The 12,604-nt window shown below is 46.0% G+C and carries 5 protein-coding genes; all 5 read right to left on the bottom strand.

Going from position 1 to position 12,604, the window contains the following annotated elements; genetic code table 11:
- Nucleotides 1–15: 15 nt before the first annotated feature.
- Nucleotides 16–3,303, bottom strand: a complete 3,288-nt coding sequence (locus QUF61_RS01120; RefSeq protein ID WP_103921499.1) for a response regulator — start codon at nucleotides 3,301–3,303, stop codon at nucleotides 16–18.
- Between the two features lie 14 nt (nucleotides 3,304–3,317).
- The gene (locus tag QUF61_RS01115; protein ID WP_289680051.1) at nucleotides 3,318–4,070 is read right to left on the bottom strand and encodes a substrate-binding periplasmic protein; all 753 of its coding nucleotides are present in this window, start codon (nucleotides 4,068–4,070) and stop codon (nucleotides 3,318–3,320) included.
- Between the two features lie 127 nt (nucleotides 4,071–4,197).
- Nucleotides 4,198–5,895, bottom strand: a complete 1,698-nt coding sequence (locus QUF61_RS01110) for a two-component system response regulator (protein ID WP_103921501.1) — start codon at nucleotides 5,893–5,895, stop codon at nucleotides 4,198–4,200.
- A gap of 159 nt (nucleotides 5,896–6,054) precedes the next feature.
- A complete protein-coding gene (locus tag QUF61_RS01105; RefSeq protein ID WP_103921502.1) occupies nucleotides 6,055–7,818 on the bottom strand; it encodes a response regulator in 1,764 nt (587 codons plus the stop codon).
- 9 nt (nucleotides 7,819–7,827) lie between these two features.
- Entirely contained in the window at nucleotides 7,828–12,567 is a 4,740-nt protein-coding gene (locus tag QUF61_RS01100; protein WP_289680047.1) for a PAS domain S-box protein, read from the bottom strand.
- Nucleotides 12,568–12,604 lie beyond the last annotated feature (37 nt).

The raw sequence follows: 12,604 nt of genomic DNA, 5'->3' as shown, positions 1-12,604 counted from the left end.
TTCCTTTGAAGTTATTCATATTTTTTCAGTCTTGTTGATATTTAAAGACTTTAGCAACTGTAATGCCTTTGGGTAATTCAGTTTGTTGATACTGTCCCCTACTGCTTCCAGTTCTTTGACAAGCGTGGTGTTTGTAACTGCTGCCATAATCTTATCATAGACTTCGCTGGCTGCCATGTCATTGTCAACCAGTAAGCTGGTAAGTTTATGGAAATATTGGCTAATATCTTCGCTGCTCTCTTGTTTTATTGTTTCTGGATTTTGTGGGGGTACTAAATCCAGGCTTGCGATAGCATCCACAACTTCATACTGACACTGTTGCAATTGCTGCAACGCAGCTGTGTTAGGTTTTCCTGCTTCCAGGATTTGTTGTAATGTCTTGGCGGCTTTATACAGTGGCATCATAGAGAGGTTACCAGCACTGCCCGCCAGAGCGTGCGCTATATTAGCAGCTGATTGCAGGGTGTTGGCGGCAATATCTTTGTGAATACGGTGCATGAATGTCTTACTTTGCACTGGAAAATCACGCAGTAAACGGTGGTAAAGTATCTGATTACCTCTTAGGCGCACCAGCCCATCTGCTAAATTAATACCAGGTACCTGCTGGGGAAGGTATTTATCCTCGGTTACTTGAACGGATGCGGGTACCATTTTTTTAGTTGTAATACCCAGTTGCTTGCTCAATTCTATTAATAATTTATCCACATCCACCGGCTTGGCAACGTGTGCATTCATACCCACCTGACGGCACTTCTCCTGCTCTTCTTCCAGGGTGTGAGCGGTCATCGCGATGATTGGCAATTCACTGGCATCTATCTGCCTGCGAATGTGCCGGACTGCCTCATAGCCATCCATCACTGGCATTTGCAAATCCATCAGTACTGCGGCATAGGTGGACGGATTTGCTTCAATACATTCTACCGCCTGCTGTCCATTTTCCACCAAAGTCACCTTAAAGCCGTTTTGTTGGAGAATTTCTTCGGCAATAATGCGATTAGTAGGGTGATCCTCGGCGATCAGGATATGCCGCCCACCACCATCAATATGCAGATTTTTATGTGATATGGTGACGAATGCGCGCCGATGCGCCTTAGGCAGATTTTTGCCAAATAAACTCATCAGGGTGTCGAACAACTGTGAGGCACTAACTGGCTTGTGCAGATAACCAACAATACCGTCCCGGCTGGCCTGTGCCATTACTTTAGCCTTTTCGTAGGCGCTCACCATCAAAATCAGTGGCGGAGTCGGCAGTGCAGGGTTGTGGTTGATATGCCGCGCCGTATCGCAGCCGTTCATTTCCGGCATCATCCAGTCGAGCAGGATAACATTGTAGTCTTGTTCATCAGGGTTGTTATGAGTTTGTTCCAGAATTGCAACCGTTTCTGCCCCGGATTTCAGCAGTGTAAAATCAAAGCCCAGTGAGTCCAGGATGGTAGCCATCACTTGGCGCGAAGTATCATTATCATCCACAACCAGAAAGCGCAGTTTGCGTAAATCCGTCGGTACCGTAAGTGGCTTATGTTTCTCCTCCGCTTGTAATCCAAAATAGGCACTGAAACGAAAAGTGCTGCCCTTACCCGGCAAACTTTTGACTTCAATATTACCCCCCATCGCCTCCACCAGATAGCGACTGATCACCAGACCCAACCCGCTACCACCAAAGCGCCGGGTAATACTGTTATCACCCTGCTGAAAGGCTTCGAACAGGTGCGACTGCTGAGTCTCATTCATGCCGATGCCGCGATCTTTGATAGTGAAGCACAGGCACGCTTCATCTTCGCTCTGCCATTTCACTGCAATAGAAATCAGTACCTCACCTTGTTCGCTGAATTTAATCGCATTACCAGCCAGGTTAATCAACACCTGCCCCAAGCGAGTCGGATCCCCGACTAAAGCACGCGGCACTTCCAGTGGAATGGAAAACAGTAATTCAAGTTTTTTGCGCTCGGCCTCTTGTAGAAGTAATTCAGTTACATTATCTAACACCTGATCCAGGTCAAAAAAAACCAATTTCAGTGCCAGTTTATTAGCTTCAAGTTTGGAAAAATCCAGTAGATCATCAATCAGGCGGATGACATGAGTCATGGAGTTGTGCATGGAATTGATGTAGCCCGCTTGTCGCTCACTCAACTGTGTTTGTTTGAGCAGGTAGGCCATGCCGGTTACTGCGTTCAGCGGGGTACGGATCTCATGGCTCATGTTAGCCAGAAAGCGGGATTTGACCTCGCTGGCTTCCTCAGCCATATTTTTGGCTTCCTGCAATGCCTGTTCAGCCTGTTTGCGCTCGCTGACTTCCATCAAGGTGAGCAGGAATAATTTAATTTCATTATTTTTATCCAGGATCGGAACCAGCGCAATATCCCAGTAACCTGCATCACTTCCGGGATGTGTGAAAAAGTGATATTGCTGGGCGGATTTACGCTGAAATATTTTATTTTTTTTGGCTTCTTCAATTTCTTCTTTTAAGCTGGTGGGAAAAATATCAAAATGTTTGCGTCCCAGTAAATCTACTACATTTTGATGACAGGCTTTTGCATAACTTTCACTGACCCGGATATAATTGCACTGTTTATCGAGTAAAACCATACTATCCAGGGAGTGCTTAAAAATAAGATCTAACAGGTAAGCCTGATCGATAAGTTTTTTTTCATTGAGCAACTGCTTTTCATTCAGCTCATTATAATCAGTAATAACATCGCTAATTTCATCGTTGCCAGACCAGGTGACAGGTTGCCATGGATTATTTTCCTTCATTGATTGCATCGAGTTATGTAAACGCTCCAAAGGTTCTAAAATAACACGATAAGCCACAAACCAAGTCACCAATACCAGCGCTGACAATAAAACCAACATGATCAGCACATTGATTTTGATGTGTTCCATAAGTTTGGCAACAACCAGGCGGTTGTGTACGGAAAGCACCAGTTTACCGATATACTCTTCGGTTTGTTCATTTTTATAAATAATCGAACGTATTGTTGATAATTGTTTATCCTCGGGGGGAGAATCTGTATTACCCGCTTGAGCAACCAGGATGCCCGTATCATCAAATACCTGTATGGCATGAATATAGGGGAGCTTGCCAGCCTCCAGGGTGAGTTTACGCACCAGTTCCATATCATACTCCCACAACCCATCTAGTAGTGTATGCTGTTGTACATCTGCGGTATTTTTCAACTCATCTTGCAAGTTTGCATATTGCTGTAAATAAAAACGAGTTTCCAATACGATTAACAGCACCAAAACACTCAGCCCTACAAGCGGGATATAATAGAACAACAACTTGGCACGTATGGAGTTCATCTATAAATTCCTTATTATCTTGCAAGTTTAAGTTTTGTAATTGCTTGATTAATCCTGTGCATAATATTATCGTCTGTTTTCAGACTACAAAGAATATAACGAAAGCAACCTGGGAAAATATCCTTGAATGTTTTTAATTCTATTTGGGATTGATAATCAGGTAGGCTCAGCAAGTATTCTGCTTGTTCTTGAATCAATAAAAAATAATCAAAACGTCCTTTTAAAAGCATACGAATCATACCCTCCCCGCCTTGATTGGTCATGACCACTTGCGGTGATAATTCTTTAATACGATCATCGATATAAGGACCATAAGAATAGCCTTTTTTCAACCCTGCTTTCAGACTGTTATCTGCAAACAAGTGGGTAAAAAAGGTGTGTTTTTTAACCGCTGCATCATTAGCTCTAATCATAATGACGCGCGCTCCATCCTGATAGATTGGCAAACTATATTTGGCAAATTTTTCTCTTTCAGTATTTTTGAACCAACCGGTGCCACATAATGCCTGGGTATTTTGTTCTAATTTTTTTAATACCGCTTTGGATGAGGTAATACGCCAACGAAAAGGCACTTTTGCCATTTCAAAAACCTGCGCAGTTGGTTCTGCGATAATCCCACTGATATTATCGGTATCTTTGATATTAAAGAGAGGAGGGCGATCATAAATATAAACACCCAGTGGTGGCAGGGTATTTTCTGCAAACAATGGTGAATAAAAGCAATAAAAAATAAATAGAAGAATAAGTCTTAGATTGCCTGATATCATGAACATTCCCTGTTGTTACAACTTTGAAGTTTAGCGTAGTACTTATCCCTGTAGGAATGAGGATGAAATAAGTCCAGATTCTGAAGTTATAAAATTCTCACTCCTATCTAAAGCTCATGCTATAAGTCTATAGCGACTCCTTTTCTTTCAACCATGTGACAAAATTATCAAACGGCATCGGTTCGGCAAATAAATACCCCTGAATCTGATCACAGGCTTTACTTGTCAGTAGCGCCATCTGCTCTTGTGTTTCAACACCTTCGGCAATGACCTCAAGGCCAAGACCATGAGCCATGGCGATAGCTGCCGTGACTAAGGCTTCGTCATCTGGACGCTGAGTTATTTCCTTTATAAAAGAACGGTCGATCTTAACCAGATCAAAAGCAAAATTTCGCAGATAACTGAGTGATGAGTAACCGGTGCCAAAGTCATCCATAGACAGACGGATATTCATTTCATGTAAGGTTTGCAGTGCGTCTTTAATACAATCCTGATTCCCCAGCAATAGTCCTTCCGTCACTTCCAATTTGAGGTTTCCTGGTTGCATTCCGGTCATTTGCAACACTTTCTTTACCTGTTGCGTCAAATCCTCACGCCGGAACTGTTGTGGTGAAACATTCACTGCCAATGACAGCAACCGTCCATCTGCCCTTCGCAAATTCCAAAACTGCCGACAACCCTGCTCCAGTACAAAGGCACCAATAGGCCCAATCAGTCCGGTTTGCTCGGCAATATCAATAAACGCTTCGGGGGATACCCATCCCAATTGAGGGCTGTTCCAGCGTAATAGCGCCTCAGCCCCAATCACCTGGTTGCTGAGCACATCCACAATCGGCTGATAATAGATCAGCAACTCCCCCCGTTCCAATGCACCATGTAAGTGTGTTTCCATTTGCATGCGCCGGTTCACATGCTGATTCATTTTTTCATTAAAGAGATGATAATTGTTCCTGCCGGCATTTTTGGATTGATACATGGCGGTATCGGCATTCACCAATAACTGTTTGTAATCATTACTATCGTCAGGGCTGATAGCAATGCCGATACTGGTGCTGATGACATAATCCATCCCCGCTATTGGCATCGGTTGAGTGAAACTTCTCAAAATCTGTTCTGCAACCGGTATGCTATCATTGACCTGTTTCAGTCTGGGCAGGATAATAACAAATTCATCCCCCCCCAGACGTGCCACCGTATCACCTTTACGGATACATTGTCGCAGACGTTTTGCCGCATCAACCAACACCTGATCACCTGCATCATGACCCAGGGTATCGTTAATGGTTTTAAAATTGTCCAGATCAATAAATAACAGCCCGGTTTTGGTATACTCGCGTTGTTCCTGGAGTATGGCATAACGCAGTCGATCCATGGCCAGACTACGGTTTGGTAATCCTGTCAGTCCGTCATACAAAGCCTGACGCAGAATTAATTCTTCACTGCGACGTAGCTGTAACTGGTTTTTGACTCGCACCCTGACTGTGGTCGGGCGCACCGGTTTGGTCAGATAATCTGCGGCACCGATACGAAATCCCATCTCCTCATCTTCATCTTGATCCTTACCGGTGATAAAGATAATCGGAATATTCCGGGTTTCAGGGTTTGCTTTCAGCTCGCGACAGACCTGATACCCATCCATATCCGGCATCATCACATCCAGCAGGATGACTTGCGGCTTTTGTTCACGGGTGATAGTCAGGGCTGTTTGGCCGTTAGTAGCAAACAATACCCGATATTCATCAGCCAGGATTTGGTTCAGTACCTGGATACCATCAGGCAGATCATCTACTATCAGTACAGTAGGTTTATCCAATGATTCAGTCATAAGGTTTCAGTCATAAGGTTTCAGTCATTTGGCTGTTTTTTTTCTCCATTTTCTGTGTTGTGAAAACCGTTACATAGCTTGCTATGCGCCTGTTTTCGCGCCTTGAGAATACGAATAAAAATCCTGCGCCAACTGCGTAAGTTATTTAATTCCCATTCCTTAGCCTGTTCGCAATGTTTCCATCAGGCGTTTTAGTTTGGCAATATCTAAATCCTCTGCCAAATTCAGAATCTGTTTGGCAGTTCTAGGGCAGCAACCGTCTTGCACCAGCGCCTCTGCAAATTCAATAATAGTCATGATGTCACCTTTTTTTATTGCAGTATCAATTTGCATCAGTTGACTTTCATTTAAGCTTTGCTCAGGTTCTTCCGTATCCGTTACTACCTCGCTATAACACCATTCAAGGGGAAGTAAGCGAGCTAATGTGGCGAGCAATTTGTCCAAGCGCAACGGCTTGATAAGGTGAGCATTACACCCAGCGCGTCGACTTTGCTCTCGATCCTCTTCAAAAGCACGGGCGGTCACTGCAACAATCGGTATTTCCAACGGCAGCGCGCGCAGGGCACGGGTTGCTTCCAGACCATCCATCTCCGGCATACGCAAGTCCAGCAGTATCAGATCCGGTTGCCATTGCTGGACAATTTCCAGACAGCGTTGACCATTGCCTGCTTCTTCAATAGCAAATGCCAACGGTTCCAATAAACCACGCAATACTTCACGATTATCCGCCACATCATCAACCACCAAAATGCGCAGCTTACCTTCACCGTGCGTGCGCTGATAGCTGATGACACGGCCTGTCTCCGTGTTGTCTATAGCCTCGGCATGCGTGGAAATTACTTCTACTGGAATCTTGGCGCAAAAGGTGCTGCCTATGCCGGGTGTACTGGTGAGACTCAAGCTCCCCTCCATCGCTTCCACCAGCGCACGGGATATGGATAGTCCCAGCCCCGTGCCTTGTCGTTTATGGTGATCTTCCCCGGTTTGGCTGAAAGCTTCGAATATCTTGTCGTGTTGCTCTGGCGCGATACCAACACCCGTATCTATTACATCCAGAATCAACTGGCCTGCCTCGAAAGTGGTGCGCAAAGTAATGCTGCCGCGTTCGGTAAATTTCACCGCATTTCCCACTAAGTTCATCAGGATTTGACGCAGGCGCTTATCATCACAATAAAGGTATTGGGGCAAGGGGATGGAATTTTCATAGCGGAACAGGATATCCTTTTGTTCTGCACGGATTTTAAACATGTAGCTTAATTCCTGAAAAAAACTTTGTGTATTCCAGGTGCAGGGAAGGAGTTCAAAACGACCCGCTTCGATTTTTGCCAAATCCAGAATATCATTAATCAAAGTCAGCAGATAATCACCACCACGTCGAATTAATCGTATTTCTCGTTTATGCTTGTCCGCCAGACTATCATCTCGTTCCAATATTTGTGCAAAGCCAAGTATTGCATTGAGCGGTGTGCGCAGTTCATGACTCATATTAGCGAGGAAAGCACTTTTGGCATGGTTAGCAACTTCTGCCTGTTGTTTCGCCTGCGCCAGAGCCAACTGCACATTAACGCGAGCCAAGATCTCAGTGGCCTGAAACGGTTTGGTGACATAATCAACACCACCGGCCTGGAATGCCTCCATCTTATTTTCCATGCCCTGCTCGGCACTGATAAAGATTACCGGGATATCCCGCGTTGCCGCGTCAGCCTTCAGCTCATGGCATACTTCATAGCCATTCATGCCGGGCATGAAAATATCCAGCAAGATCACCTCTGGTCGCTGTGCATGGACGATGGACAGGGCCTTAGAACCGTTGGTGGCAAATATCACCTGGTACTTGTCAGCCAGGATCTGGTTAAGAATATGGATACCATCTGGAGCATCATCGACTACCAGCACGGTGGGTTTTTGTGCTTGTTCTGACATACTAATGCCTTAATTCATAATTTGTTGTAACAGGCGTAGTGCCTGCACGTAATCCAGTGCAGCGATGTGCTTGTTTACCGGTTGCAGCACTTTAGCGCTATCTGTGTCCAGGGTGGTCAGGGTGCGTTCACACAGCATAGCGGCATCCATATCATTGGCAATCAGCAGGTCAGCAAGTTTTTCTAGTTGTGGTGCAATCTGGCGCAGACTTTCACCACCTGATCTGTTGGACTCGTTAACCTGGGATGATACTAAATCAAGGCTATCAATAGAACTCACAACCTCAGCAAAGCAGTACTCAAGTTGCTGTAAGGCTTCCTCAGTATTTCCGCCGCTTTCTAAAATCTGTTGCAGTGCCTTGGCTGATTTACGCAATGCGATCATACCCAGGTTGCCACCACTGCCTGCCAGGATATGAGCCGTTGCGGCAGCATTTGTCACTGTATCGTTGTGCAGTTGCTCCAGCAATGGACGGGATTGCTCGGAGAAATCTCGTAACAACTGTGTATAGAGTTTGTGATTACCCATGACCCGGGCAAGGCCATCAGTCAAGTTGATACCAGGCACGGATGCAGGTAACCCGGCATCAGTAATGGCTGATTTTTGCGCCTTATTAGTAGGTTCCAGGTGTAGCCAATGAGTTAGTTCAGTAAGGAGTTGATTGACATCCACCGGTTTGGAAACATGGCTGTTCATCCCGGCTTCATGACATTTCTCACGCTCCTCCCTGATAGCATGGGCCGTCATGGCAATAATGGGGATTTCGGCGCAACCTGGCAGGTGGCGAATACGCCGGGTGGCTTCGTAGCCATCCATTACCGGCATTTGTACATCCATTAATATCAAGTTGATGCTTTTTGGGTCTCGTTGCAAACGTTGCACTGCCAATTTCCCATTTTCTGTCGTTTCTACCGTGAAACCATTATGCTCTAAAATTTCACTGGCAATTTGACGGTTGATTGGCTGATCCTCCACGACCAGGATATGTCCTGTACTGGTTTTGAACCGGGGTAATGAAGGTTCAGGGCTGGGCTTGTACTGTCGAGCCTTGGCGACATCCTGATCCAGCAGACGCATAATGCTGTTAAACAGTGTAGCAGGATTAATTGGTTTATGCAGATAAGCTGATATACCAGCCTGTTGCGCCTGCGGCATCACCTGCGCCTCGGCAAAAGCACTGATCATGAGAATTTTTGGTGGCTCGGGTAGCATCGGGTCGGTGTTGATGCGTTTAGCGGTCTCGATACCATCCATTTCCGGCATCTGCCAATCCAGCAGAATAATGTCATAGCACTGCTGTTCCACATGGTAGCTTCGTTTCAGCTCAGCAATGGCCTCCCGGCCAGAAGCCACCGTGGTACATTTAAATTCCAAAGTGTGCAGAATTTCCTTTATTATCTCACGTGAAGTACTATTATCATCAACCACCAGAAAATGCGTACTGCGCAGTTTCTTCGGTACCTTGAAAAGATTGGGCTGCGCCCCTGGTTGTACGTCAAGTAATACTGTGAAATGGAACTCACTACCCTCTCCCAATACACTCTCGACTCCAATCTCTCCATTCATTTGCTCCACCAGATAGCGACTGATAGCCAGACCCAGGCCGGTGCCACCGTAGCGGCGGGTGGTGCTGCTGTCACCTTGTTGAAATGCCTCGAACAGTCGTTCCAACTGAGATTTGCTCATGCCAATACCAGTATCGCAGACGCTAAAGCGCAGTAATACGCTGTTATCCTCCCTGCGCTCCACTGCAATGGCAATAACCACCTCGCCCGTATCACAGAATTTGACTGCATTGCCAGCCAGGTTGATCAAAATCTGACCCAGGCGTGTGGGATCGCCTATCAAGGCATAGGGTACTGCTGCCGAGACCTTGAACAGTACTTCCAGTGACTTGTGTTCAGCCATCGGTACCACAAAGTCATAAAGTTTATCCAGAATCTGATTCAGTTCAAAAGACACCGATTCCAATTCCAGCTTGCCAGCTTCCATTTTGGAGAAGTCCAGAAGATCGTTGATCAGGCTAATGACATGATTCATGGCGCGTTGGATACTATCGACATACGCCTCTTGCTTATCACCTAAAGAGGTTTGCTGGAGCAGATAGGCCATTCCGGTCACCGCATTGAGCGGGGTGCGGATTTCATGGCTCATGTTGGCAAGAAATTCAGATTTGACGCGACTGGCCTGTTCAGCGGCCTCTTTGGCTTCCAGCAATGCTTTTTCAGCTTTTCTGCGTTCGGTGATATCTTTGATCAGGCCGAAAACACAGGCTTTGCCATCCCATTCACCGAACCATACCCGAGTTTCCACCGGTACCTGTTGACTGTTCTGGGTTTCCAGTGGCAATGGGTAGTTGCTAATCTGGCCTGTAAGCATTTTGTGAAATATTACCTCGGCTTCTCGGCGTTTATCCGCAGGATGCAAATCCAGGATATGCATGGTCTTGAGTGTTTCAGGAGAATAGCCCAGCGTCTGTATTACCGCGTCATTGGTGAACAACAACGCACCTTGCTGGTCGGTGATAATAATCATGTCGTCCATGGTTTCGAAAAAACTGCGAAAGTTCTTTTCGCTGGTACTGAGCCTTTGCCGAGCCACATCGGCATCTTCCATCATATTGAGAGTGGCCTTGCGAGCTTGTTTCAATTCCTGGACATGTTGCTTCAACTCAGCCTCAGCCTGTTTGCGTGCAGTGATATCTCTGTCAATACCGCGATAGCCAAGAAGTTTACCCGCATCATCAAAAAAAGGACGGCCACTGGATTCCAGGATCACCTGCTGACCATTTTTGTGGAGATTTAGATTAATCAAATTATTAAAAGGCTCTCTTTTTGCCATTAACACCTTAAATTCAGAACGTACTTTTTCAGCCTTATCCATTGGCATTAGATCAAAACTGCTCTTTTTACCGACAATTTCTTCCGGGCTGTAGCCAAGAATATCGTACACCCGGGGGCTGGTGAAGGTAAAATTACCTTGAGGGTCAAGTTCCCAAATCCAGTCCGCAGTCGATTCGATCAAAGCCCTGAACCTGTCCTCGCTTTTTCGTATCATCATTTCGGTCTGTTTGCGTTCAGTGATGTTAAAGTGAGTGCCAATCATGCGCAGGGGCTTGCCATCAGCATCCCATTCCACGGTTCGACCACTGTCCAGCACCCACACCCAATGTCCTTGTTTGTGACGCATGCGTGACTCATACTGATAACTTTTGCGCTCACCATTCCAATACGCATTTAATGCCTTATTCGAGTCCTCCAGATCGTCAGGGTGCACATGCATCATCCAGGTCTTAATGCTGACGGGGGCCAGTTCTGCCAGACTGTAACCAATGATCTCCGCCCAGCGTTCATTGAATACGACTTTACCGCTTTGCACCCTCCAGTCCCAGATACCTACGTTGGTGTTGCTGATGACTTGTTCCAAGTGGAGTCTGGCCTGCTCATGCTGGCGTGACAGTGTTGTCAGTTCAACTTCACGGCTAAGGGCATCGTGTGCCATATCATTGAATGCATGGGCCAGTTCAGCCGTTTCGCTGCCCTCAGCAAAGCCTGTCAGTTTCTTGAAATTACCCGCTTTGAAGTTAGATACACCGACACTGAGTTGTTCCAGGGGTCTGCTAATAATCTGATTTAACAGTAGAATTCCGGCAGGAATAAATAGCAATGCGGCAATTGCCAGTAGCCAGTAAATGGCGCGTTGATAAGTATTCAGCACGGTAAATAGTGGATTTTGGTGTTCTGCCAGGAGTACAAATATGCGAATGCCACCGGGCAGGGTCAAATAGGTTTTACCAACAAAATGCTCGGCACTAAAGAGATATTGCACGGGGGCCAGTTGCAGCGTATGAGTGCTAGAATTATTATGTATCCGTAGCGACAGTTTTTCCTCATGGCTATGTTTGGCGTTATCATGTTTGCTGTGTTTATGTTCGATGTTCCAGTGTTGGATGCGCTTACGCATGGTTTTCTCATAAGCAGCATCACCACGCCAGGTTTTACCATGCCAGGTTTTACCATCCAGACTCAGAGCAAAATGCAGGTTGGAATTTGCGGTAATATACGCCATGAAGACATCATCCAGAATTATGGAAGCGGTGATCAGACCGATTTGCTGTATCCCTTGAGAAGGCTTACTCAGCAAGGGCTGGGTGTAGGTGATGGAGAGGTATGGCTGATGACCGACAAGCCATTGACCCTGGCGGCTGATGTCGGGGCGGGTCGTTTTCAGCCTGTCAGGAATGGCTTTTATCGGCTGGAATGTTTCATTTCCGAGTACATCAATACGGGGTACTGGCTTGCCCTCATTATAGGATAAATACCCCTTCTCCCGACCTTGATACAGACTGAAGGCTGCTGGAACAAGAGAGCTGTCGTGGATAATCAGTCCATCTACCTTGCTGGCCATAAGGTATTGGGACAAGTGGGTTGCCAGTTTGCGCTTTTCTTCATCAAAAATCAGTGGCTGATAGTTTACACGATCCTGAAACTTATCGATTAGATGAGCGGTGGCAATAAGTTCTTCCTGCGCTGCCAGATAGGTAGTGCTTTTTTGCAAGGCCTCAAGACGACTGGTCAACTCATTTTGCAGAATATGGAATGTTGCTTCCATATCAAAAATTGCACTCTCTTCCTGCATACCTGAAAACAGCCAGGAAAATAAGCCGCCGACCAGCATCAACACCAGCATGATAGATGCCAGCCAAAGGGTCAGGAGCTGATATTTAATTCTTTTAGGCAATAGATTCATCTGTTTGCCATTAAAATCTGCCCAGCAATATCTGCTG

Source organism: Candidatus Venteria ishoeyi (genome assembly GCF_030378065.1).
Taxonomy (GTDB): Bacteria; Pseudomonadota; Gammaproteobacteria; order Beggiatoales; family Beggiatoaceae; genus Venteria; species Venteria ishoeyi.
This window is presented reverse-complemented; position numbering and strand designations above follow the sequence as displayed.

What these genes read in the sequence shown, in the direction of transcription:
- QUF61_RS01120 (WP_103921499.1), bottom strand. Translation starts at nt 3,303, where the DNA reads ATGAACTCCATACGTGCCAAGTTGTTGTTCTATTATATCCCGCTTGTA.
- QUF61_RS01115 (WP_289680051.1), bottom strand. Translation starts at nt 4,070, where the DNA reads ATGATATCAGGCAATCTAAGACTTATTCTTCTATTTATTTTTTATTGC.
- QUF61_RS01110 (WP_103921501.1), bottom strand. Translation starts at nt 5,895, where the DNA reads ATGACTGAATCATTGGATAAACCTACTGTACTGATAGTAGATGATCTG.
- QUF61_RS01105 (WP_103921502.1), bottom strand. Translation starts at nt 7,818, where the DNA reads ATGTCAGAACAAGCACAAAAACCCACCGTGCTGGTAGTCGATGATGCT.
- QUF61_RS01100 (WP_289680047.1), bottom strand. Translation starts at nt 12,567, where the DNA reads ATGAATCTATTGCCTAAAAGAATTAAATATCAGCTCCTGACCCTTTGG.